The following is a 23,365-nucleotide window of genomic DNA, read 5'->3' on the forward strand; positions in this document are numbered from 1 at the left end:
TACGGCACACACGTGAGTGGGCGAGCGAGGGCTGACCGCGCTCAGCGGGGTGCGGTGCTGTGAGCGTGCGCTTGGTCCGGCAATGGCACTGCCGGGACGCCTTCTTGGCGCACGGCGACGGGCGCCTCCCCGGCATACAAGGGCAGGGGGAGGAAGGGGACGTGCATGCCGGCATCCACTACCCCGCCCGGCGATACGACGACGAATCCGTCCCCGGCGGCGACGCCGCGGAGCATGGAGGACGCGGCGTGGCCGAGGGTGTGGGCGCGGCCGTGGGTATCGAGTCGCGCGGCTGCCAGGTGAGTGAAGTCGCCCCGGCCGATGGTCTCTTCGGCAACGGGAACGGTACGCAGCGACGGAAGCGGGCGCCGCGTGAGCCCCGCGATCAGCGGTTCGGTCAGGGTCATCAGGGCGGTCAGCGCGGCCTGCGGATTGCCGGGCAGTCCACAGACGAACTTCCCGCCGGGCAGCCGTGCGGCGAGCATCGGGGAGCCAGGACGCACAGCCACGGTGTCGACAAGGTACTCGGCGCCCAGTTCGCGCAGCGCCGGGTGCAGATGGTCCGCCGGCCCGTGCATGGTGCCGCCGGTGGTGCACACGATGTCCGCGGTCTTCAACGCCGAGGTCAGGGCGGCCAGATGGTCTTCCAGTGTGTCGGCGACGGGGTGAGCGGGGCCTTCGACGGGAAGGGCGCCGAGGCGGCGTAGCCACGAAGGGACCGAGGGGCCCAAGGAGTCACGGATGCGGCCGAGACCCGGGAGCCCCGCCGTCTTGAGCTCGTCGCCGAACACGAGCACCGCTGCGGACGGCGGTCTATGGACGTGGAGCGTGTCATGGCCGCTGGACGCGGCCAGTCCGATCACGGCAGGGGTCACCGGGCTGCCGGCGGGCAGCAGTTCTTCCCCGGCACTCACCTCTTCGCCTGCCTCGCGCCAGTCCCGGCGGGCACGGGCAACTCCCGTGATCCTGCCGTGCTCGTGATGCGCGCATTCCAGGCGGACGATGGCCTCGGTGCCTTCTGGGACCATGGCACCGGTGGCGATCTCCATGCAGGTGCCGGGCCGGGTCAGGGCGGGCGGGCGCTCTCCCGCCAGGACGCGCCCCTCCGGAATCCAGGGTTGCGGGCCCCGGACCGCCCAGCCGTCGACCGCGGAAGCGGGGAACGCCGGTACGTCGGTCCGGGATGTCAACGGGGCGGCAAGTGTCGTACCGTCCGTTTCCGAAAGCGGCACGGCGACGGCCGGGCGGGCGCCCTGGCGCCCGGCTTCATGCATGGCAGTACGGGCCTCAGCCCACGATATGGGTGCGTCCACGTCGCAGAGAGTAGAGAGTCCGACGGCGCCAGCGCGACCCTTCCGGCTAAATTCAAAGGATCTTTAGAAGAACGGATGGAGGCTGCATGTCGACGGTACGGCTGGTCGAGGGTGCGGGACTGCGGTGCGTGCAGGTGCTGCTCAAGCTGCGGCGCGAGATGGTGGATGCCCCGCCAGGCAGCGTCTTTCACGTGATCACGGACGACCCGGCAGCCCCTCTTGACCTGCCCGCTTGGTGCCACATGACAGGCCACACCTACCTCGGCCCGGTCAGTGACGGCCAAGTCGACGGGGTTACTCCCGTCCATGCACTACGCCTCGAAGGCGCGGCGCAGTCCACAGACCCCGCGCACCCTTGGCGGCTGAGCGACTGAGCGCCGCAAGAGGGCCTGCGGCAGCGAGGGGAGGCGGGGCGGAATCTATGAATCCGGCCATGACCGACCGGCGAGGCTAAGACGGCCTCACCGTACGCCTTCCGCATTTACGCAGGTCACAGCCTTCGGCGGGATGCGCCTTGAGGTTCACTGGGGTGCAGGTGCAGAAAGTTCTTGCCTCCGCGCGCATGTTCTAGATATCTTTTGAACACCAAACAGCGACCGGAGGTGTCATGTCGGAGCGAGACGTCAGAGAGGGCCTCTTCGGCCAGCTGGCTCGCATCGGCAAGGCCATCAGCAATCCGAAGCGGATCGAACTGCTCGACATCCTGGGGCAGGGTGAACGCTCGGTGGAGTCGCTGGCCACCGCCACAAACATGACGGTGGGAAACACCTCCAGCCACCTGCAGGTGCTGCGCAATGCCCGCATGGTGGAAACCCGCAAGGACGGCACGAAGGTCATCTACTCGCTCGCCGATGAGCGCGTCGCATGCTTCGTGCGTGAACTGTGGACGCTCGCCGACGCTCGCCTTGCCGAGGTCGAGCAGCTCCTCAAGGACTACCTGCAGGGCGAAGAGACGCTCGAGCGGGTCACCAAGGAAGAGTTGGTCTCGCGCTCGCTGCGCGGCGACGTCTTCATCATCGATGTGCGGCCGGCCGAGGAGTACGCCGCCGGACACATCCCGGGCGCCACGTCCGTACCGTTTGACGAGTTGAACGACCACCTGTCCAAGCTGCCTGCAGACATGGACATCGTCGCGTACTGCCGTGGCCCGCACTGCGTCTTCGCTCCGAAGGCGGCGCAGATTCTCAAGCAGCAGGGGCTTCGGGCAATGGTGCTCGAAGACGGAATGCCGGAATGGCGTCAGGGGGGACTTCCTGTGAGCACTGCCAGTAGATAGCTGACCGGTCACGATTCTGACCGCTCACCACGCTGACCGATCGCCGAGCAGACGGCGTCGGCCATCAGCGAGATCACTTCACTGCCGGGTGCACCGCCCCGGCACGCCTTCAGCGTGCCCGCACTCCTAAGGCCCGGCCTCAGTTCCATCACACGTCACAGCGAGGTCGTACACGCGACCCCGCGACTTGACGTGTACTTGCCATGCTCGTGAACTGTAGGGGCGTACGTGAAAAAGATCCGACTGTTCCTTGCCCTGGCCGCGGTATCCGCGGCCACCGCCTGCTCCAGCGCAGGCGCTTCGGGCAGCACCAACGACCAAGGCATCCCGGAGAAGCTGGTCGTGGGAATCATCCCCAACGTGGCGCCGGACAAGCAGGGCGCCAAGTACGAACCGCTCCAGGAGTACCTGTCCAAGAAGCTGGATGCGGACGTCGAGCTGTTCGTGGCCACGGACTACGCGGGCGTCGTCGCCGCGCTCGGAGCCAAGAAGGTCGACGTCGCCTATGTCGGCGGCCTGACCTACGCGCAGGCCGAAGAGCAGGTCGATGTCCAGCCGCTGGTCACCGAGATCGACAAGGAGACCGGCACCAAGGAGTACCTCTCCGGCATCGTGGTCAGCAGCGACTCGAAGTACAAGAGCGTCAAGGATGTCCTGGACGACAAGGGGAAGTTCGCCTTCGGCGACGTCAGCTCGACCTCGGGCAGCCTGTACCCGCGCGCCATGCTGAACGCGGCCGGCGCCGAGTGTTCGGCGAAGTCGATCGACAAGTGCCCGCCACTGTCGAAGGTCTCCTTCACCGGCGGCCACGACGCCACCGCGCAGGCCGTGGCGAACGGCTCCGCGGACGCCGGCGGCCTGGAGGTGCGCATCCTGCATCGCCTGGAGCGCGACGGCAACGTACCCAAGGGCAAGCTGAAGATCATCGAGTCCCACAAGGTCATGGGCTACCCCTGGGTGATGCGCACCGAGCTCGGTGACAAGGCCGCCGCATCGATCACCGACGCCTTCAAGGCGATGAAGGACCCGGAGCTGCTCGACTTGATGCAGACCACCGGATACACGCAGGTGACGGAGGCCGACTACGCGCCTCTCACGAAGCAGGCCAAGGAACTCGGACTGCTCACCGCCGGGCGATGACGGGCACACCCTGCCCCGCCTGACTTTCCCAATCCACTGGGGGACTCACGCAATGAAGATCCAACTAGAGGGCGTGTCCGCGTCGTTCGCCGACCGCGACGTGCCCGCCCTCGACAACATCTCACTGACCATCAACCCGGGCGAGCACGTAGTCCTGCTCGGCCCCTCCGGCTCCGGGAAGACAACGCTGCTGCGATGTATTCTCGGCGCCGTTGCCCCGCAGGCGGGCACCATCCGAGTGGGCGGACTCGACCCCGTCTCACCGTCCGAACTGCGGGCCCTGCGCCGCAAGACCGGCGTGGTCCGCCAGGGCAATGACCTGGTCCTGGGCCTGCGCGCCCAGACCAACGCGGTCCTGGGCACCTCCCCCAGCTGGGGGCTGCGGGAATGGGCCGCCGTGCTGCGCGGCATCGTCCCTTCCCGCTACGAGGAGCGCGTACAGGCTCTCGCAGAGAACCAGGGCATCCGCCCGTTCCTCAAGGCGCGGGTGGAACACCTGTCGGGAGGCCAGCGCCAGCGGGTCGCCCTGGTCCGCGCGGTGCTGCCCGAACCCCAGCTGCTGCTGGCCGACGAGCCCACCTCCGGCCTGGACCCGGTCACCTCGCAGGCCGCCGTCGACACACTGCGTGCGGCCAATGGCGTCACCGTGGTTGTCTCCACTCACGACCTGGGCATCGCCCGGCAGTTCCCCCGGATCGTCGCCCTGCGAGACGGGCGCATCCACTACGACGGCGCCGAACTCACCGAGCGTGACGCCGAGGAGATCTACCAGGGGACGGCGGTGCCCGCATGAGCACAGACACCAGTCCCGACAAGGCCATACCCGGTACCCGCTGCGGGCCTAAGATCCCCCAGCAGCGCAACGGCTCGGGGCACCGACCGCCCGACACCGCCCAGCAGATGAGCGGGCACAAGCGGTCCAAGAGCATCTGGATCATCCTGGCCGTCGCCCTGGCCGCCGTGGTGTGGTCACTGGACGGCACCGGGGTGAGCATCGCCAATCTGGTCGCCGGCTGGGAGGGCGCCCGGGAGATCGCCGACGGGCTGTTCCCGCCCCAACTCGACCAGGAACTCCTGCAGTCGGTCGGCACGGCCGTCCTGGAGACCCTGCAGATCTCGATCGCCGCCCTGTTCTTCGGCGTCATCGGGGGGCTCGTCCTGGCCGTCCTGATGGCGGGCAACATCGGCGCCCCGCGCTGGCTGGCCGCCTCGGCGCGGCTGGTGGCGACCGTCTTCAGGTCGGTGCCCGAACTGCTGTGGGCGCTGGTGTTCGTGGCCGTCGTCGGCCTCGGCCCGGCAGCGGGCGTGTACGCGATCTCGCTGCACGCCGCCGGCCTGCTCGCCAAACTCGTCTCCGAGCAGCTGGAGGCCGTCGACCCGGCCCCGGTGGAGGCGATGCGCATGACCGGAGCCTCCCGGCTCACCACCGGCGTGCTGTCGGTCATCCCGCAGGCCCGCAACAACATCGCTTCCCTGGTGCTCTACCAGTGGGAGTGCAACATCCGCAGCTCGGCCATCATCGGCTTCGTCGGCGCCGGCGGCATCGGCCAGGCGCTCGGCATCTCCATGCGCCTGTTCCGCTACGACGAACTCGCCACGCTGATGATCGCCCTTCTGCTGCTCGTCGTGGCCGTTGACCAGCTCTCCCGGCTCCTGCGCCACCGCATGGGTGCGGCTACCCGCTAGTACCGGAAGTCCGCTTTGCCCTCTGGACAGAGCATCCCCACACCTCTACTCTTCAAGAGTTCTCTAGAATAGGAGATAAGAAAGTGACGAACTTCCTCTTCGTGCTGCACGACCCGCCCTACGGCACCGAGCGCGTCTACAACGGGATGCGCTGGGCGACCGAAGTCGCGCGGCGCGAGGGCACCGAGGTCAAGGTCTTCCTCTTCGGTGACTCGGTGGTCTCGGTGGTCGAGGGCCAGAAGACGCCGGACGGCTACTACAACTCCGGGAAGATGGCGACGAACTTCGCCCGTCTGGGCGGGGTGATCGGCTGCTGCGGTACCTGCATGGACGCTCGCGGGATGAGCGAGGACAACCTCACCAAGGGCGCCCACCGCTCCTCGATGAAGGAACTGACCGACTGGACCGAGTGGGCCGACAAGGTCATCAACGTCTGAGGTAGGAGCACCACACCATGGGACGCAACATCCTCGTGCTCGGCGGCGGCTTCGGCGGCCTGAGCACCGTGCGGGAGCTGCAGAAGTACGCGGCCCCCGACGACAAGATCACTCTGATTGACCGCAGCGACACCCAGGTGCAGGGGTTGTCCCTGCTGTGGCTGCTGCGCGGCTGGCGCACCCTGGACGACGTCCAGTTCGTCCCCACCAAGGACGCGCTGGGCCGGGCCGAGCAGGTCGTGGCCGACGTCGAGCACCTGGACCTCGCGAACAAGCATGTGCGCACCAGCGAGGGCGTGTTCGACTACGACGCGCTCGTCCTGGGCCTGGGAGCCGAGCTCAACATCTCGGGTGTGCCGGGCCTGGAAGAGGCCCTGGACGCCGGAGTGGCGGCGCACTATTACACAGCCGAAGCGGCCGTGGACGCGCACGCCAAGCTGAAGTCCGTGGCCTCGGGCAAGGTCGTCTTCCTGGTGACCCGCATCCCGTACAAGTGCCCCGCGGCACCGTACGAGGGCGCGATGCTCGCCTCGGACCTGCTCACCGAGACCGGCGTACGCGACAACGTGTCGGTCGAGGTCTACACCCCCGAGCCGCAGCCGATGCCGGTCGCGGGACCGGTGGTGGGCCAGGGCGTGGTGCAGATGCTCGAGTCGCAGAAGATCGGCTTCAACCCGGGCCACATCGTCGAGCGGGTGGACGCCGAAGCCCGCGAGGTGGTCTTCGAGGGCGGCGAGTGTGTCTCCTTCGACCTGCTGGTGTTCATCCCGCCGCACCAGGCGCCGGCCCCGGTCAAGAAGGCCGAACTGTCGCCCGCGGGCTGGGTTCCGGTGGACGCCCACACGCTGAAGACCATGGTGGAGGGTGTCTGGGCGCTCGGCGACGTCGCCTCGATCACCCTGACCAACGGCAAGCCGCTGCCCAAGGCCGCGGTCTTCGCCAAGGGCCAGGCCGAGGCCATCGCCCAGGGCGTGGCCCGTCAGTTCGGCTACGAGGCGCCCGAGCCGCACTTCAACGGCGAGGGGCACTGCTACCTCGAGCTCGGCGGACACCTGGCCGCCAAGGGCGCGGGCAACTTCTACCACCCCGACGGCGCGAAGATCGAAATGACCGAGCCGTCGGAGGAACTGCACCGCGCCAAGGAGCGCGAGGAGCAGGAGTGGATGGCCCAGTGGACCACCGGCACCAACGCCGGCTGACTCCACCCCGCTCCACACCCCTCTGAGCACCACAAGCCCGGCCGCCGGTTCCGGCGGCCGGGCCCCACCCCCAATTACCCCGGACCGTCACGTCCCCTGGCCGCACCCAGCCACTCTCCGGCCGTCCGGGGTGCCTGTCCTGCCCCGACGCGGGACACATCCCCGCCCAACGGAGGTCTTCCTCATGTCAGTCGGCACGTCCGAGCCTGTACGCACCCAAGAACCGCCGGGCCGACGCACCCTCGGTGACCGCACCGCCGCCTTCATGGTCCACAAGCGCAAGCTGGTCATGCTGGTCTGGCTGGTGATCGTCCTGGCGGCCGCGCCGCTCGCGGCCACACTCAACGGTGCTCTGTCCGGGGCTGGTTGGAACGCCAGCGGCTCCGAGAGCGAGCAGGTCCGCACCGAGCTGCGCAAGGACTTCGCCGCCCTCGGCGCGGAGGCGGCGGTCGTCGTCGTCCACGTCCCCGCCAAGGGCGAGCGCGATGCCGCCGTGGACGCGGTCATCAAGGAAGTGGACGGCCGCGACGCCGTCAAGGAGATCACCGACCCGCGTGAGCAGCCCCCGCAGGCCGGGCTCGTCAGCGAGGACGGCAAGACCGTCCTCGTCCCCGTGCACCTCGACGCGGGCGACGAGGCCGAACTGCCGGAAGCCGCAGGCAAGGTGAGCGAAGCCGTCGGCGAGGCGGAGCTGCCCAAGGGTGCGACAGCCGATGTGACCGGCGAGTGGCCGGTGTGGGCGGACTTCAACGAGTCCAACGAGAAGGCCATGTTCAAGGCCGAGATGCTCTCCGGCCTGCCCATGATGGTGCTGCTCGTCATCGTTTTCGGCAGTCTGATCGCCGCAGGCATGCCGATGATGCTGACCATGGTCGGCATCGCGAGCGCCTACGGAGCCCTGCACCTGATCACCATGGCGACGCCGCTGTCGGTGTGGTCGATGAACTTCTCGATGATGATCGGCATGGCGCTCGGCATCGACTACAGCCTCTTCATCATCACCCGCTACCGCACCGAACGCGCCAAGGGCAGCGACACCGAGACCGCGCTCGCAGCCACCCTGGCCACCTCCGGCAAGGCCATCGTGCTCTCCGGCCTGGCGCTCATCATGGCGCTCGGAGCACTGTGCCTGCTGCCGGTCATGGTGTTCCGCTCCATGGCACTCGGCATGATCCTCGCCGTCGTCGCGGTGGTCGCCTCGGCCCTGACGCTGCTGCCCGCCGTGCTGGCCGCCCTTGGCGACAAGGTCCTCAAGGGGCGCGCCGAGCGCACCGGCCGCAGCGAAGCCCGCTGGGGCCGCTGGTCCGACGGCGTCGTACGCCGACCGGCGGTGGGCCTGATCGCCGGTCTGGTGCTGCTCGGCGCCCTGGCCGCTCCCGTCGCGGGTGTCGAACTGGGCATGCCCGGTGCGCGCGTGGTGGACTCCGGATACTCCAGCCGTGACGGCTACGAGACCCTCACCGATGCCTTCGGCCCCGGCGCAGGCGCCGCCATCTACATCACCACCCCGGAAGCCGACGCCCAGCAAGTCGTCAAGACCGCCGAAGACCGAGGCGTCGAGAACGCTCAAGTGGCCTCCGAGGCTGCCGAGTCGGGCCGCACTGTCGTCCGCGTCACCCCGAAGACCGCCATCGACGACAACCGCACCTCCGACCTCGTCAGCGACCTGCGCGCCGATCTCGAAAAGGACGCACCCAAGGCCCGGGTCGGCGGACCGGCCGCGCAGAACCACGACCTGACCGAGGCCCTGGCCGCGTCCGCACCGTGGATCATCGCGCTGGTCCTCGCGATGTCGCTGCTGATGATGCTGGTCGTGTTCCGCAGCGTCATCATCGCCCTGGTCTCGGTGGTGATGAACCTGTTCACCGTCGGAGCCGCGTTCGGCATCGCGTCGATCATCTTCCAGCACGGCGTGGGCGCCTCACTGATCGGCATCGACCATCAGGGCTTCCTCAACGCCTGGGCGCCGGTGTTCTTCTTCGCCATCCTCTTCGGGCTGTCGATGGACTACCAGCTGTTCCTGCTGGCAGCCATCCGGGAGAAGTACGAGCAGAGCGGCGACACCCGCACCGCGGTGCGCGACGGCATCGCCGCGACCGGCAAGCCGATCACCAACGCGGCCGTCATCATGGTCATCGTCTTCGTCGCCTTCGGCGTCACCGGCCCGATCCCGCCCACCGAGCTGGGCATCACCCTGGCCATCGCGGTGATCCTCGACGCGACTATCGTGCGCATGCTGATCGTCCCGGCCTCGCTGGCCGTGTTCGGCAAGGCCAACTGGTGGATGCCGCGCTGGCTGGACAAGGTGCTGCCGTCCTTCACCTTCCGGCACTGACCGACGCACCTCTTCGGGGCGGTGCGGGCAATGAGGCCCGCACCGCCCGTCCACGCCATCCCTTGACCGTGACGTACGCCCGCAAGGAGCGCCATGCCCCGCCTCGGAATGCTGATCGACCTCAACACCTGTATCGGGTGCCATGCGTGCTCAGTGGCGTGCAAGAACGAGTTCGACGTGCCCCTGGGGGTGTTCCGCGACACGGTCAAGTACGTCGAGTCCGGCGAGCACCCCAAGGCGACCCGGCACTTCATACCCGTGCTGTGCAACCAGTGCGAGGACGCGCCGTGTCTGAACGCCTGCCCCACCGACGCGATCACGCGCCTGCCCAACGGTGAGGTCGTCATCGAGGAAGGCGACTGCAACCTCAACCGGTTCTGCATGTCGGCCTGTCCGTACGACGCCATCTACGAGGACCCGCAGACCAACACCGCGAGCAAGTGCACCTTCTGCGAGCACCGCACCTCCCAGGGCAGCGAGCCTGCCTGCGTGGAGGCATGCCCCACCAACTGCCGCATCTTCGGCGACCTCGACGACCCGGACAGCGAGATCGCCACCAAGATGCGCGAGAACGACATCGACGTATGGAAGCCGGAGGCCGGCACCAGCCCCAAGGTCTTCTACGTCGACCCCAAGCGGGCCCTGCCCCTCATCGCCGTCGACGGCGTCCAGGTCGACCAGAGCACCGACCTGAAGGGGCAGTAGTCCGATGCACGAGACCCTCGCCCAGGTCGCGCCGATCCCGCACGCCGCCCCCTGGGGCGGGCTGCTGGCCGCCTACTTCACCCTGATCGGCATCCCCAGCGGGCTCACCCTGGCCACCTGGTGGCACCGCAGCCGCTTCCCGAACGCCCCCCTCGCACTCGACTGGCGCGCCACCTGGCTGTGCCTCGGTCTGCTGGGCGGCGCCGGACTGCTGCTCACCGTCGACCTCGGCCGGCCCGAGCGGTTCTTCCTCATGCTGACCCGGTTCGGCAACTGGGACTCGCCGATCTCCCTCGGCGCGAAGATCATCGCCATCAAGACGTTCCTGCTCGGTGTCGCGCTGTACCTGCTGTGGCGACGGCGGACCGCCTCGAAGGACGCCGCGACTCCGCTGCCGGCACGCGGTGCGGCCAAGTACCTGGACAGCACGGTGGTCTGGCTGCTCGGCGTCTCCAGCGTTGCGCTGGCCGTCTATCCCGTTGCGGTCCTGGCCCGCACCTGGGTCTCCCCGCTCGCCGCGACCAGCGGCTCCGCCCTGATCTACCTGGTTACCTCGCTACTGATGGGCCTCGCCGTCGTCGAGATCATGCAACCCGGCAGCCAGGAGGTGCGGCATGTGGCGGCGCACCGACAGGTCACGCTCGCGCTGCTGATGACGTACGCGGCCGCACTCGCCTTCACCGCTGTGTCGGTGCCCAACGGGCCCGCCAAGCAGTCCCTCAAGGCCGTGGTGAGCGGCGAGTGGGCACCACTGTTCTACGGCGGCGCCGTCGGGATCGGGCTCGTCATCCCGGCAGTCCTTCTGCTGCTCGGCCACAGCACGCGATGGGCTCGCCTGGCCGCGGCCTGCTCCGTCCTCGCCGGTACCGGCATCGCCCGCTACCTGATCTTCACCGCCTGACCTCGGGGGGAATCCGCAATGACCATCGACACCGAGATACCGGACACCAAGACACCAGAGCCAGCCGCACAAGAGCCGGAGAGCTGGGGCCTGGGCCGCCGTGACCTGCTGAAGATCGGCGCCGCCGCAGGCGCGGCCATCACCGGACTCGGCGCCATCGAAATTGTCCGCAACCCGCAGCCCAGTGCCCCGGTCCCCAAGGACAGTGTGAAGTCCACAGCGGTGCCGTCGATGTGCCAGATGTGCACCACCGCGTGCGGCATCGTCGGCCATGTCGCGGGCGGCCGCCTACTGAAGATCACCGGCAATCCGGAGGACCCCAACAGCCAGGGCGCGGTGTGCGGCAAGGGCGTTGCCGGACCGTCCGTGCTCTACGACCCGTTCCGCATGCTCTATCCGCTCAAGCGGGTTGGCGAGCGAGGGTCCGGTAAGTGGAGGCGCATCAGCTGGGACGACGCATACAGCGAGATCGCCGAGAGGCTCAAGGAGATCCGCGAGCGTGGCAGGCCCGAGGAGTTCGCCTTCCAGCAGGGCCGCAACCGCTCAGCCGACATCGTCGCCCGCTTCCTCAACTCCTTCGGCACTCCCTCGCACTTCAACCACCGCGCGCTGTGCTCCCTGAACCGGCGCGCGGCGATCGCCACCACCATCGGTGAATCCGACTGGGACCTCGGCGACTTCGAGAACAGCCAGTACGTGCTGACCTTCGGATCCAACTGGGCCGAAGCCCACCAGGGGCACATCCCCGTAGCGATTCGCATGATGCGTGCCCGCCAGAAGGGCGCGAAGCTGGTCACCTTCGAGACCCGCATGTCCAACACAGCGGCCCTGTCCGACGAATGGTTCTGCGTCAAGCCCGGCACCGACGGCCTGATCGCCCTGGCCATGGCCAACGTCATCTGCCGCGAGAAGCTGTGGGACAAGAAGTGGCTCGACACCTGGTCGAACTACCCGGCCGAGAAGATCGCCGAGCACGTCGCGCAGTACACGCCGGAATGGGCCGAGAAGGAGAGCGGTGTCCCCGCCGAGGACATCAGCCGCATCGCCCGGGAGTTCGCCGCCGCCGCACCGCGGTCCACCACCATCTGCAATCGCGGCTCGCAGTCGCACCGCAACGGCTACTACAACGACCGCGCGATCACCATGCTCAACGCTCTGGTCGGCAACATGGGCAAGGAGGGCGGCTGGTGCTGGCACCCCCAGTCCGCCTGGGACAAGAAGGCCATCCCCGAGCCGGAGCCGGTACCGGAGAAGCCGACGCGCAAGAGCATCATCGCCGAAGCCAAGGACTGGCCGCTGGCCAACGCCTTCCCGGACAAGAAGATGAAGGTCGCCCAGATCGTCTACCTGTGGATCAAGGAGCGCCGGCAGAAGATCTCGGCGCTCATGACCTACAACGCCGACACCGCCTGGTCCTTCCCCGAAGGCAAGCTGGTGCGCGGCGTCCTCAAGGACGAGGAACTGATCCCCTTCCACGTCTGCATCGACGTGATGTACTCCGAGACCTCACACCTGGCCGACATCATCCTGCCCTGGGCCACCTACCTGGAGCGGTGGGACATCGACTCCCGGCCGCCGCAGGGCCTGGTCGACTACGTCGGCCTGCGCCAGCCCGTCATTCCTCCGCGCGGCCAGTCCAAGGACATCCGGGACATCTTCCCCGAGCTGGCCCGTCGTATCGGCGGCGGCATGGAGGAGTACTTCCCCTGGAAGACCACGGAGGAATATCTGGAGGAGTACTTCAAGCCCATCCCCGGCGGCTTCGCCCACATGAAGGCCAAGGGCATCTACATCGACCCCGCCAAGAAGCCGTTCTATGAGCCCTACGTCAAGCGGCTCACCCCCGACGAACTCGACGGATCCCGCGAGGACACCAAGACCGGGATCATCTACAAGGGCGTCGACGAGAAGACCGGCAAGCCCGCCGCGATCGGCATCCGCCTGAACGGCATCGCCCGCCGCGGCTTCATCACCCCATCCCGCAAGGTCGAGATCCACAGCGACTTCGTCGTCGGCAAGGGCAAGGAAGTCGGCAAGGACATCGAGCCGCTGCCGGTGTACGAGCCGATCCCCAGCCACCAACGGGACTTCCCCGACGACTACTTGATCATGACCAGCTACAAGATCAACGTGCACAACGGGCACCGCACCATGCAGTCCAAATGGCTGCAGGAGATCTCCCACACCAACCCCGCCCTGCTCAACCGGGCCACCGCCGACAAGCTCGACATCGGCGACGGCGACTGGATCGAGGTCACCAGCTTCCGCCCCAACGACGCTGCCATCCCCGGCGGCGACGGCTCCGAGGTCGGCACGATGCGCACCCGGGTCCGCCTCACCGAGGGCCTGCACCCGATGGTGATCGCCATCGCCCACAACGCGGGCCGCAGCGTCGGCGGCAGCTACGCCACCAACGGCAAGGACAGCGCCGACAACCCCGGCTACGGCGAGCTCACCGACCCCGACCTGGACCGCCTTTGGTGGAAGGGCGCCATCAGCGTCCCCCAGAACGACCTGCTGCCCATCTACCCCGACCCGGTGGCCGGCGGGCAGTCCTACCACGACACCGTCGTGCAGATACGGAAGGTGTGACCGCCTCGTGAACCCCATCCCCGTCGGAGCCGACCACGTCAAGGCGTACACCGGCCTGCTGAGACTTTGCGTGCGCCTGCTCAGTCGCGAGATCGACCCCATGCTGTACCGGCAGATGCTCAACGCCGACGCCCACAGCCAGGAACCCCACCGGCCACTCGCCGACCCCGGTCTCGCCCAGCGGGAGGAGGCCGAAGCAATCGAGGAACTGGCCGCCGAGTTCTGCCGGCTGTTCATCGGTCCGCAGCCCGTCTGCCCGCCCTACGCCTCCGCCCACCAGGGCGAAGTGAAACTCGGCGGCCGCTCCGCCCGCGACATCGACGCCTTCCTGGACCGCCACCAGCTGCGGCCGGTGCTCAGCGAGCAGGACGCCGTCGTCGACCACGACCACCTCGCGGTCGAACTCGCCCTCCTCGCCCACCTCTACAGCGTCGCCGCCGGCACGGTCGAGAGCGATCTGAGCATCGAGGAGGCGTGGGGCGCGGCGTACGAACTGCTGCACACGCATACCTGGCCCTGGGCCGACAGCTACCTGCAGCAGCTCGAAGACACCGCCCAGTACGCCCCTTACAACACCATCGCCCACCTGGTCGGCCGCGTACTCAAAGAAGCCGCTGACTGGCCTCTGGAAACTCTCACCCTGCCCGAGAAGGAGAACATCATGGTCACCGTCTACTCCACCACCTGGTGCGGCTACTGCGACCGCCTCAAGAAGCAGCTGGACCGGGAGAACATCTCCTACACCGAGGTCGACATCGAGCAGGACGCCGATGCGGCCGAGCTCGTCAAGAAGGTCAACAACGGCAACCAGGTCGTGCCGACCGTCGTCTTCGCGGACGGCACCGCCATGACCAACCCCGGCGTCCTGCAGGTCAAGAAGCACCTCGCCGGCAACGCCTGACCGCACCCATCCTCCGGAGCCGCCGCATGTCCATCGCCGAGCACCTACGGGACGGGCCCGCCTACCTCGACTACAACGCCACCACCCCCGTCGACCCCGACGTGGTGGAGGCGATGCTGCCCTACCTGACCACCCACTTCGGCAACCCCTCCAGCAGCCACGCCTACGGCCGCCCCGCCGCGTCCGCTGTCGCAACCGCTCGTACACAAGTTGCCGAACTGATCGGCGCCGCCGGCGAGGAGATCGTCTTCGCGGCCAGCGGCTCCGAGGCCAACACCCTCGCGCTCCGCGGCGCCCTGCTGCCCGCCCTTCGCGCCGGCCGCAACCACCTGGTTACCCAGATCACCGAGCACCCCTCGATCCTGGAAACGTGCGAGGCCCTCAAGCGGCTGCACGGGATCTGGGTCACCTATCTGCCGGTCGACGAGCACGGGCTGGTCGCCCCGGAGACCCTCCGGGCAGCGGTCAGTGAACGCACCGCGCTGGTCTCCATCCACCACGCCAACGGCGAGACCGGCACCATCCAGCCCATCGCCGAACTCGCCCGGATCGCCCACGAGCAAGGCGCCCTCTTCCACACCGATGCCTCCCAGAGCATCGGCAAAATCCCCGTGGACGTCGGCACTCTGGGGGTGGATCTGCTGACCATGACCGGCCACAAGTTCTACGCCCCCAAGGGGGTCGCCGCGCTGTACCAGCCCACCCGCTTCAACCTGGAGCCGGTCATCCGCGGCGGAGGACAGGAGCGGAGCCAGCGAGCAGGAACCGAAAACGTCCCCGCCCTCGTCGGCATGGGAGTCGCAAGCGCCAAGGCGGGCCAGCTGCTGGCCACGGAGCCCGAGCGTCAGACGGCTCTGCGCAACGCGCTGCACCGCCAGTTGAGCCAGGCCCTCCCAGGCCGCGTCACCCTCAACGGGCACCCTGAGCAGCGACTGCCCAACACGCTGAACCTCAGCGTCGACGGAGTGATCGCCGCCGAAGCCCTGCAGACGGCCACCGACGTGGCCGCCTCCACGGCCTCCGCCTGCCACTCGGGAACCCACCGTCCCTCCGACGTCCTGCTCTCCATGGGAATCAGCGAACAGCGCGCACTCGGCGCGTTCCGCCTCACCCTCGGCCGCTGGTCCGACGCCGCAGACGTGGACCGCGCCGCACACGCGATCACCAAAGCGGTCGCGGAGGCGCATCAGTGAAGGAAGGCCATGAGCGGCCCCGCCGAAAGAGAAGCCCTGTACGACAGCCTCGCCCACGTCGGCAAGGCACTGTCGAACGGCAAGCGCCTGGAACTCCTTGAACTCCTCGCGCAGGGCGAACGCAGCGTCGAGGCGCTCGCCCACGCGGCAGGCATCCGCCTCACCAGCGTCTCGGCCCACCTGCAGATCCTCAAGCAAGCCGGAGTCGTCACCGCACGCCGTGAGGGCGCACGCATTCATTACGGCCTCGCCGGAGACGACGTCGCCGCGCTCTACGAGCAGCTGCAACAAGTGGCGCGAGCCCACCTCGCCGAGACCGAGCACGCACGCGCCGCCTACCTGGGGCCGGCGGACACCGTCCCGCTCAGCCGTCAGCAGTTGCTCGACCGGATGAACAACAAGACCGTCACCGTCGTCGACGTACGCCCCGCCGAGGAATACGCAGCCGGCCACATCCCCGGAGCCTTGTCCCGGCCGCTGACTGAACTGGACAGCCAGATCCCCGACTTGCCGAGGGTGCTGGACGTCGTGGCCTACGGCCGCAGCACCAACTGCATCCTGGCCCACGACGCGGTGCGTCTGCTGACTGCTCGCGGGCGGCGGGCCCTGCGGCTGGCCGACGGCATCTTGGAATGGCGGGTCGACCAGCTTCCGGTGGAGGCCGGTGAGCCTTCCTGACCGGCGCGCATCACCGAACACCCCGCACCACAAAGGCAAGAGCCGCAGCAGAAGCCAAGAGAGGGACACCAGCTGTGCAAGACGTGAGCCAGGACGCGGTGCGCGAGGCGCTCGCGACAGTCGACGACCCTGAGATCCACCGGCCGATCACCGAGCTCGGCATGGTCAAGTCGGTGGAGATCGGTGTGGATGGTGCGGTCGCCGTCACCGTGTACCTCACCGTCTCCGGCTGCCCGATGCGCGACACCATCACCGCGAATGTCACCGAGGCGGTCGCCCGCGTTCAAGGCGTGACGTCGGTCCATGTCTTCCTGGATGTGATGAGCGACGAGCAACGGCGCGAGCTGGCAACCGCACTGCGTGGCGGCACGGCCGAGCGTGAAGTGCCATTCGCCCAGCCTGGCTCGCTGACCCGGGTGTACGCGGTCGCGTCCGGCAAGGGTGGCGTCGGCAAGTCGTCCGTGACCGTGAATCTCGCGGCGGCGATGGCGGCCGACGGCCTGAAGGTCGGCGTCGTGGACGCGGACATCTACGGCCACAGCATTCCGCGCATGCTGGGTGTCGATGGGAAACCCACCCAGGTCGAGGACATGATCATGCCGCCGTCCGCGAACGGCGTGAAGGTCATCTCCATCGGCATGTTCACGGCGGGCAACGCGCCGGTGGTGTGGCGTGGCCCGATGCTGCACCGTTCCCTGCAGCAGTTCCTCGCGGACGTGTTCTGGGGCGACCTCGACGTCCTACTCATGGACCTCCCGCCTGGTACCGGCGACATCGCGATCTCCGTATCGCAACTGGTCCCGAACTCCGAGATCCTCGTCGTGACGACCCCGCAGCAAGCTGCGGCCGAGGTCGCCGAGCGGGCTGGGGCTATCGCCGTGCAGACCCACCAGAAGATCGTGGGCGTCGTCGAGAACATGTCTGGGCTGCCTTGCCCGCACTGCGACGAGATGGTCGACGTGTTCGGCACCGGCGGCGGCGAGAAGGTCGCCGAGAGCCTCACCAGGATCACTGGCACCCATGTCCCGGTGCTCGGCTCGATCCCGATCGACGTACGGCTGCGCGAGGGCGGCGACGAAGGCCGGCCTATCGTCCTCACTGCCCCCGAGTCCCCGGCCGGCTCGGCGCTCCGCGCGATCGCGGGCAAGCTCGGCGGGCGCCAGCGCGGCCTGGCGGGCATGTCGCTCGGGATCACCCCGAGCAACAGGATCTGAGCTGCAGGCTCAAGGACTTCGAACACCACCACGATGTCTTTCACCGCGGGCAGTGTCCGTGCAGGGTTCCCATCATCCCGGCCGAGGCGGATCAGTCCTCCGTGTAGCGCGCGAAGAACTCGGCCTCGGCCTCGGAGATGCGTCGGGGTGCACCCGTCTCCAGGTTGTAGGCGGCCATCTTGGTGGTGGCCTCGGCGTACGTGTTCTCGGCGTCTCGGATCGCGTAACCGAGCTCGAGTCGCGCTCCTCGGCAGGCCACGACCCAGACGTCCACGCTGACAGCCTCGTTGCTGTAGTCCAGCGGCGTCTTGAAGTCGATGACGGACTGCTGGACCACGAAGGCGTGCATCCGCCGCTCGGCCTCGTCCGCCGGCAACAGCTCCTGGACCATCCTCGTCCGCGCTTCTTCGAGGTAAGTCAGGTAGCGGGAGTTGTTGACGTGCCCGTAGCTGTCGGCATCGGCCCAGCGCAGCGGGAGCAGGTAAGTGAACTTGGGCATGGGGATCTTCCTGTGAGGGTGGCGGCGGAGCGGAGGGGCGCACGCCGGGAAGCCGCTGCGGTCGGCAGTTTCCCGACGGAACCTGCAGGTCTAGGGCCGGTCTGCCTCCCGGACCACGGGCTGGCCGGATACGTCGTTCTCGATCGTGTTCAGGACCTCGCGCAACACGCGCTGCTCGGTGTCGCGCTCTTCGAGGAGCTGTGCGATGCGTGCGATGGCCGCGTCGGCTTCGGCCGGCAGCGCGGCGCGCACCAGCTGAAGCACTTCGGCGAGGCACGCTCCGTGTACGGCGTCCCGCGGTACACGAGCGATGACGGTGGCGGGCTGCATATAGGTGACGGACCAGCAGCCGACCACCTCCTCCACCGCCCACACGACGATGCTCCGGTCGGGCGCGAGCGTCAGCTGGGCGTCGGGGCCCATGAGCTTGCTGATCGCCGGCATCGGGATGCCGTTGTTCCCGGCCAGCGCTGCTGCTTGTTCCGGGGTTGCCACGACCATGCGGGATGCGAGAGACGCTGCCTCCCGCCGCCAGCGTGTGGCGGCGTCCTCCGCCACACGATTCTGCGCGTGCCGCTGCGCTGCTTCCACATCGTCCTGGTCGGCCGCCGTGGCGGCCCAGGCGTTTCGGGCGTCTCCGAGTGCGTCGTGTTCGTCCTCGCCGCCCTCGACCCATGTGATCACCACGAACCTGCACTCGGGCATCGACGCCGGGTAGAGGACGTGGCTGACGACCTCGACCGTCTCCCAGTCGAGCGTCGGCACGTTCATGCGGAACACGTGGCCGTCGCGGGTCTCACCCTTGGCGTTCTCGGTGTCCCAGATGTGGCGGACGTCGGGGTCCTTCTTGACCTTCTCGATCAACTCGCGCAGCTCGGGATCATCCCGCCTCGCGGCCTCGGCGAACTTGAGGATCTTCACGTAGGCCGCGGCGTGCATGTCCCAGTCCTGGTACTGGGTGCGCGCCGCCGGCGACAGCAAGGCCCACAGGATGAGGTTCGCGCCCGGCTCCATCACCCAGGGCCACCACTCGGCCATGGCCGTGTTGAAGCCGAGGATGTTCCAGTGCTGGTCGCACAGGTACGCGGGGCTCGGCATTTGCCGGTCGATGAGCAGTCGCAGCGCCTTCTGGAGCTGGGGCTGGCTGGTGCCGCGCGGCGGGGCCAGCGTCGAGCCGATGTTGTGCAGCATGAGGGCGTGGCGCCCTTCTTCGTCCAGGCCGAACAGCTTGGCCAGCCCCTCGAACTGCGCCGGGGTGAGCCTTGGCGGCACCGCACCCTTTTCGATCTTGCGATAGGTGCGTACGGAGATACCCATGGCCTTGGCTGTCCGCTCCTGAGTGGGGCGACCGGCTGCGGTCTTCCGCCACTGGAGCAGCAGGGCGCCGAACCCCATGAACTGGCCGGCGAGCTGCTTTGGGTTTCCTTCGGAGAAGTTCTCCGCTACCGCTTCACCGGTGCGGTCGATGCCCGGTTCCTGCGCGGCCATGAGACCCTCCCTCGTCGCTCTATCGGGGAAGCGTGGCCTGGGCATGAAAAAGGAGGTCGGCACCACTGCCGACCCCCCCGCCTTGCCACTCTCCACTAAAGACAATACGCCCGATTTAAGGCGATCTTGACCAGCTGTGGCTCGGGCCACAAAAGCGTTCACGGTGATCTTGTTCCGCTCAATATCTGCAGCGCGAATCATCCAAGGGCATTCATCGCTGAATGGGACATCCCCACCAACGTGCCATGATCAATCTGCAAAACCGGCAAATGATTGCCGGTTTTCATTTCTCCCCAGAAACGCCGGTCTAGACCAGGCTCGAAGTGCCCGCGAGAAGACTGCCGGAGCCCCTCATTCCGCTTACGCAGCAAGCGACTTGCCCACCTCGCGCGCGAAACATAGGAGCGGGTCGCCGCTGGCACCTATATGGGCAATACCGGGCAATCGAGGCCCGTTGCTCTCTCTTCTCGGTTTGGCTTGAATCCTTGTGTCAGCGGGTTCACCGGGCCGCTACGGATCGCGAGTCGAGCGCAGCGCTGCGCTCGCGAGTCCGGGACCTGGTTCCAGCCTCCGGACGGAGACGGTGCATCGATGCGCATCCCTGCGGTAGCCGCAGGGACCGCTTCACGGTCTGCTCCTTGCCCGGCACGAGCCGCTACGCGTCACAGCACGACCCCGCCTCACGCGCGTCGCGCCCTTCGGGCGCCGCGGTGGGGCATGAGCAAGAGGAAGACCTATGTGGTGGCGAAACTGTCGTGGCCCACTCGCGGAGTCGGGGTCGCCCTTCTTGAAGGTGCCGCGACAGCGGGTTGCCGGGGCCGAGCGGGCGCGGGGGCTACGGCTCCGCCGTGCTCCGCGTGTCAGCACGGGCGAGCGTGATCTGCAGCGGCGTCTTCGGCGTCAGCTGCGGTCCCTGGACGTCCAGCTTCCGCTGGATGTGACGGCGCTGTGTCGCGCGCTGTCTGAGAAGCGGGGGCGGCACATCGAGTTGCGTCCCTTCCCGATGCCGATGCCCGGTCCTCTGGGCTTGTGGGTCGACACCCCCGCCGCCGACTTGATCATTTACCAGCAGCACACCACGCGGCTGCACCAGGACCACATCATCCTGCACGAGGTCGGGCACATCCTGGCCAACGACGATGCCGAGGGCATCACGGAGGACCCCGACGATCCGGCCGAAGGTTGGTGGGCTGGCATGCTTCCCGCCCTGAACGCCGCCAGCATCCGCCGGGTACGCAAGCGCTGCGCCTACGACTCCGAAGAGGAGTGCGAGGTGGAACTGGCCGCGACCATCGTCCTGGAGTGGTCCTCCGTGCTCAACCGCACCACGCCGGCTGCCGCACTGGACCCCGCAGCGCGCCGGGTCAACGCGGCCCTCGGCGACAACCGAGGGTGGCTGTGATGGTGACCATCGCGTTCTTCGCCGCTCTCGCCGCGGCCATCGCCTGGAAGATCCGCCAGGTGGTCCGAGATCCTCGTAACGCCCCGCTGCGCTCGGTGACCCTCTGCCTGGTGTGTGCCGCGGCGTCGTACCCGCTGGCCATGCCGGGCGGGGCTTCCGGAGTGGACGCGGTCGCCGGGCACGGCGCGGCCAAGCTGCTGCAGAACGTGCTCTTGCTGGCCACCCTCTACTTCCTGATGTGCTTCTACCTGCACTCAGCCGCAGACGAGCAGACCGGCCGACGCCGCGCCCGCCGTGAGGGCGCCGGCCTCCTCCTGGTGATCGCCGCGCTGGTGGCCATCGTCGCGAGCGGCCACGAGGTGCTCGCCGGGAGCTTCTCCACGGCCGACATGACCGTTCCCCAGGCGGCCGGCTTCTACCTGCTGGCGGGCCTGTACATGATGTACGCGCTCGCAGCGGGCTTCTTTTGGACCCGCCGCTACGCACGGCTCTCCCCTCGGCCGCACTCCACCGGCCTGTGGATGACCGCTGTAGGACTGGCCGCCATGGCATGCGCCTGCGCGATCCGTGCTGTCTTCGTGATCGTCCGCAGCATGGGCGGCACGGTCCCGTCGGGCCTGAACGCCGCAGTGGCCCTGTTGCTGGTGATCTCGATCACGGTGTTCGTCGTCGGCGTCAGTTACCCGATCGTGCGGGCCCGGATCACGGCAGTGCGGATCTGGCACCGCCACCGCCGCGTCCACCACCGCCTGCAGCCCTTGTGGGAGCTGCTGGCCGAGGCGTACCCGGACAGCGTGCTGCAGCCGACTGCGAAGTCCTGGCGGGAGAAATGGAGCGCCCGTAGCGTGCACCGGCGCTACCACCGCCGCGTGGTGGAGTGCCGCGACGGCTTGGTGCAGGTCAGCCCGTACCTGCCTGCCCTGCCCACCCAGAGCGCCCGTGGCGCTGTCCTGGACAGCGCGCCGCCCGAGGCGCTGGCCCAGAGCCTGCGGGACGTGCTCGCCGCCGGCACGCCCGGCGCATCAGGCACAGTAGAACCAGTGGCTGCGGTTCCACTGGCCCTGCCCTCGCGGCAGGGGCCGGATGCCGATGTCGAGCAGCTGGTGGCACTGGCGGATGCCCTTCGCGGCGCCACCCCTCGGAACGTGTCGGTCATGACGGCCGCGAACCACGGTTAAGCACAAGGGAGTTACGCATGTTGATCTGCGCCGGACGAGTCCTGACCGGGGGCCGTGGCCAGTACGTGACCGACGGAGCCGTCCTGATCAAGGACGGCCTGATCGCGGCCGTCGGCAGCCGGGACGAGGTCGAAGCCCTCGCACCGGCAGACGAGCCACGCCTCTACTACCCCGCCGGCACGCTGATGCCCGGCCTGATCGACGCACACGTGCACCTCGCGTTCGACGGGGGCGCCGACCCCGTCGCCTCCCTGGAGCAGCAGGACGACGAGGCACTACTGGAAGACATGCGGGCTCGAGCCGAGCAGCTGGTGCGGATCGGCGTGACCACCGCCCGCGACCTGGGCGACCGCGGGCACCTCGCGCTACGCCTGGGCAAGGAGATCGAGCAGGGCACCGCACCGGGGCCGCGCATCGTCTCCGCAGGCATACCCGTCACCCCGCCCGGGGGCCACTGCTGGTTCCTGGGCGGCGAAGTCTCCGGCGAGCAGGAGATCCGCGAACTGGTCCAGCGCAACGCCGAGGCCGGCGCCCAGGTCATCAAGGTGATGGAGACCGGCGGCGGCCTCACCAAGGGCGGCGCCAAGAGTCACGAGACCCAGTTCGCTCCCGCCGACCTCGCCGCGCTCGTCGATGCGGCCCGCGCCGCCGGGCTGCCCGTCGCCGCGCACGCTCACGGCGTCGACGGCATCACCGCCGCGGTCGAGGCCGGTGTCGACACCATCGAGCACTGCACCTGGATGACCGAGGACGGCATCGAGGTCCGCGACGACATCCTGGACAAGATCGTCGCCAAGGGCATCCACGTATGCCCGGCCGTGAGCCCGCACTGGAAGATGCTGCCGCGCTTCTTCGGGCCGGAGCGGGCGCAGGCCATGTTCGACGCCGTACGACGGATGGCCGAGGCCGGCGTGCGCCTGATCGCGGGCACCGACGCGGGCGTACAGCGTGCGGGCCACGACGGGCTGATCGCCGCGCTGGAGTTCTACGAGCACCTCGGCGTGCCCAACGAGCACATCCTGGAGATGGCCACCAGCGAGGCGGCGCTCGCCCTGGGCGTGGCCGACCAGACAGGGCAGATCAAGGTCGGCTACAGCGCCGACATCCTCGTCGTGGACGGTGACCCGCTGACCGACCTCACCGCGCTGGAGGATGTCCGGGCTGTCTTCGCCGGCGGAGTCCGCCGCTACCGCCCCGGCCAGCCGTAAGCGACGCCGCCGAGACGCGG

The 23,365-nt window shown here is 68.3% G+C and carries 21 protein-coding genes and 1 pseudogene; 19 read left to right on the forward strand and 3 right to left on the reverse strand.

The window, feature by feature from the left end:
- Positions 1-41: 41 nt before the first annotated feature.
- On the reverse strand, positions 42-1,313 hold the full coding sequence (locus OG430_RS13765; RefSeq protein WP_327352772.1) for a molybdopterin molybdotransferase MoeA: 1,272 nt from the start codon (positions 1,311-1,313) through the stop codon (positions 42-44).
- Positions 1,314-1,399: 86 nt separating this feature from the next.
- Here OG430_RS13765 and OG430_RS13770 point away from each other — a divergent pair, with 86 nt between their 5' ends.
- The 16 genes and pseudogenes from OG430_RS13770 to OG430_RS13845 all read left to right on the forward strand — a co-directional run bounded on the left by OG430_RS13770 (position 1,400) and on the right by OG430_RS13845 (position 17,570).
- Positions 1,400-1,687, forward strand: coding sequence for a sulfurtransferase TusA family protein (locus tag OG430_RS13770; protein ID WP_327352773.1), 288 nt, complete (start codon positions 1,400-1,402; stop codon positions 1,685-1,687).
- 233 nt (positions 1,688-1,920) lie between these two features.
- On the forward strand, positions 1,921-2,589 hold the full coding sequence (locus tag OG430_RS13775) for an ArsR/SmtB family transcription factor (protein WP_327352774.1): 669 nt from the start codon (positions 1,921-1,923) through the stop codon (positions 2,587-2,589).
- 228 nt (positions 2,590-2,817) lie between these two features.
- On the forward strand, positions 2,818-3,729 hold the full coding sequence (gene phnD / locus OG430_RS13780; RefSeq protein ID WP_327352775.1) for a phosphate/phosphite/phosphonate ABC transporter substrate-binding protein: 912 nt from the start codon (positions 2,818-2,820) through the stop codon (positions 3,727-3,729).
- A 52-nt stretch (positions 3,730-3,781) separates the two neighbouring features.
- On the forward strand, positions 3,782-4,522 hold the full coding sequence (locus tag OG430_RS13785; protein ID WP_327352776.1) for a phosphonate ABC transporter ATP-binding protein: 741 nt from the start codon (positions 3,782-3,784) through the stop codon (positions 4,520-4,522).
- Positions 4,519-5,415 carry a phosphonate ABC transporter, permease protein PhnE gene (phnE, locus tag OG430_RS13790; RefSeq protein ID WP_327352777.1) on the forward strand — a complete coding sequence of 299 codons (897 nt, stop codon included), beginning with the start codon at positions 4,519-4,521 and terminating at the stop codon, positions 5,413-5,415. The genes OG430_RS13785 and phnE overlap by 4 nt, the downstream gene beginning before the upstream one ends.
- Positions 5,416-5,498: 83 nt before the next feature.
- The gene (locus tag OG430_RS13795) at positions 5,499-5,852 is read left to right on the forward strand and encodes a DsrE/DsrF/TusD sulfur relay family protein (RefSeq protein ID WP_327352778.1); all 354 of its coding nucleotides are present in this window, start codon (positions 5,499-5,501) and stop codon (positions 5,850-5,852) included.
- 17 nt (positions 5,853-5,869) lie between these two features.
- Positions 5,870-7,051, forward strand: coding sequence for an NAD(P)/FAD-dependent oxidoreductase (locus OG430_RS13800; RefSeq protein ID WP_327352779.1), 1,182 nt, complete (start codon positions 5,870-5,872; stop codon positions 7,049-7,051).
- Positions 7,052-7,235: 184 nt separating this feature from the next.
- A complete protein-coding gene (locus OG430_RS13805; RefSeq protein WP_327352780.1) occupies positions 7,236-9,386 on the forward strand; it encodes an MMPL family transporter in 2,151 nt (716 codons plus the stop codon).
- Between the two features lie 93 nt (positions 9,387-9,479).
- Positions 9,480-10,091: a 4Fe-4S dicluster domain-containing protein gene (locus OG430_RS13810; protein WP_327352781.1), complete on the forward strand. Its 612-nt coding sequence runs from the start codon at positions 9,480-9,482 to the stop codon at positions 10,089-10,091.
- Positions 10,092-10,095: 4 nt separating this feature from the next.
- On the forward strand, positions 10,096-10,992 hold the full coding sequence (nrfD, locus tag OG430_RS13815; RefSeq protein WP_327352782.1) for an NrfD/PsrC family molybdoenzyme membrane anchor subunit: 897 nt from the start codon (positions 10,096-10,098) through the stop codon (positions 10,990-10,992).
- Between the two features lie 18 nt (positions 10,993-11,010).
- Complete coding sequence (locus tag OG430_RS13820) at positions 11,011-13,584, forward strand: molybdopterin-containing oxidoreductase family protein (protein ID WP_327352783.1); 2,574 nt, start codon at positions 11,011-11,013, stop codon at positions 13,582-13,584.
- Positions 13,585-13,699: 115 nt separating this feature from the next.
- Positions 13,700-14,101, forward strand: a pseudogene (locus OG430_RS13825) (molecular chaperone TorD family protein); the annotation flags it as partial.
- A gap of 144 nt (positions 14,102-14,245) precedes the next feature.
- Entirely contained in the window at positions 14,246-14,485 is a 240-nt protein-coding gene (locus tag OG430_RS13830; protein ID WP_327359080.1) for a mycoredoxin, read from the forward strand.
- A gap of 26 nt (positions 14,486-14,511) precedes the next feature.
- Positions 14,512-15,678, forward strand: coding sequence for a cysteine desulfurase family protein (locus OG430_RS13835; protein ID WP_327352784.1), 1,167 nt, complete (start codon positions 14,512-14,514; stop codon positions 15,676-15,678).
- Positions 15,679-15,687: 9 nt separating this feature from the next.
- Positions 15,688-16,356, forward strand: a complete 669-nt coding sequence (locus OG430_RS13840) for an ArsR/SmtB family transcription factor (protein ID WP_327352785.1) — start codon at positions 15,688-15,690, stop codon at positions 16,354-16,356.
- 83 nt (positions 16,357-16,439) lie between these two features.
- Complete coding sequence (locus tag OG430_RS13845; RefSeq protein WP_327359081.1) at positions 16,440-17,570, forward strand: Mrp/NBP35 family ATP-binding protein; 1,131 nt, start codon at positions 16,440-16,442, stop codon at positions 17,568-17,570.
- Positions 17,571-17,661: 91 nt separating this feature from the next.
- On the opposite strand, the gene OG430_RS13850 is transcribed toward OG430_RS13845, so the two are convergent.
- Together OG430_RS13850 and OG430_RS13855 are read right to left on the reverse strand one after the other, a co-directional pair.
- Entirely contained in the window at positions 17,662-18,069 is a 408-nt protein-coding gene (locus tag OG430_RS13850; protein ID WP_327352786.1) for an acyl-CoA thioesterase, read from the reverse strand.
- A 90-nt stretch (positions 18,070-18,159) separates the two neighbouring features.
- Entirely contained in the window at positions 18,160-19,557 is a 1,398-nt protein-coding gene (locus OG430_RS13855; protein ID WP_327352787.1) for a helix-turn-helix domain-containing protein, read from the reverse strand.
- Between the two features lie 1,009 nt (positions 19,558-20,566).
- Here OG430_RS13855 and OG430_RS13860 point away from each other — a divergent pair.
- Genes OG430_RS13860 through OG430_RS13870 form a run of 3 tightly spaced genes read left to right on the forward strand, consistent with a single transcriptional unit; the run spans position 20,567 to position 23,345 of the window.
- A complete protein-coding gene (locus OG430_RS13860) occupies positions 20,567-20,959 on the forward strand; it encodes a hypothetical protein (RefSeq protein ID WP_327352788.1) in 393 nt (130 codons plus the stop codon).
- The gene (locus OG430_RS13865) at positions 20,959-22,137 is read left to right on the forward strand and encodes an MAB_1171c family putative transporter (protein WP_327352789.1); all 1,179 of its coding nucleotides are present in this window, start codon (positions 20,959-20,961) and stop codon (positions 22,135-22,137) included. Before OG430_RS13860 ends, OG430_RS13865 begins: the two co-directional genes overlap by 1 nt.
- A gap of 17 nt (positions 22,138-22,154) precedes the next feature.
- The gene (locus tag OG430_RS13870; protein ID WP_327352790.1) at positions 22,155-23,345 is read left to right on the forward strand and encodes an amidohydrolase family protein; all 1,191 of its coding nucleotides are present in this window, start codon (positions 22,155-22,157) and stop codon (positions 23,343-23,345) included.
- The last annotated feature ends 20 nt before the right edge of the window (positions 23,346-23,365 follow it).

This window comes from Streptomyces sp. NBC_01304, assembly GCF_035975855.1.
In the GTDB taxonomy this organism is placed as follows: Bacteria; Actinomycetota; Actinomycetes; order Streptomycetales; family Streptomycetaceae; genus Streptomyces.